Source organism: Flavobacterium xizangense (assembly GCF_054075145.1).
The window spans coordinates 1-236 of record NZ_JBSIPG010000329.1; the positions used below are offsets into that span (position 1 = coordinate 1).

Here is a 236-nt window from a genome sequence, read left to right on the forward strand (position 1 = left end):
GCATCGGCAAGTCCACACTCTTTGCGAAGCTGGGCGGCGCGTGGTTCTCCGACAGCCTGACCCTCACCGATATGCGCGACAAGTCCGGCCCGGAGAAACTGCAGGGCTACTGGATACTGGAGCTGGGCGAGCTTGCCGGGATGCGTAAGACCGATGTGGAGACCGTGAAGTCCTTCCTCTCCCGCGTGGATGACAAGTACCGTGCCAGCTACGGCATGAATGTGGAGAGCCACCCG

General features: G+C 61.9%; 1 protein-coding gene. It reads left to right on the forward strand.

The genetic code is table 11. From position 1 onward, the window contains the following. A partial coding sequence (locus ACWA1B_RS23640; protein WP_456911136.1) for a VapE domain-containing protein occupies positions 1–236 on the forward strand: 236 nt, incomplete at both ends.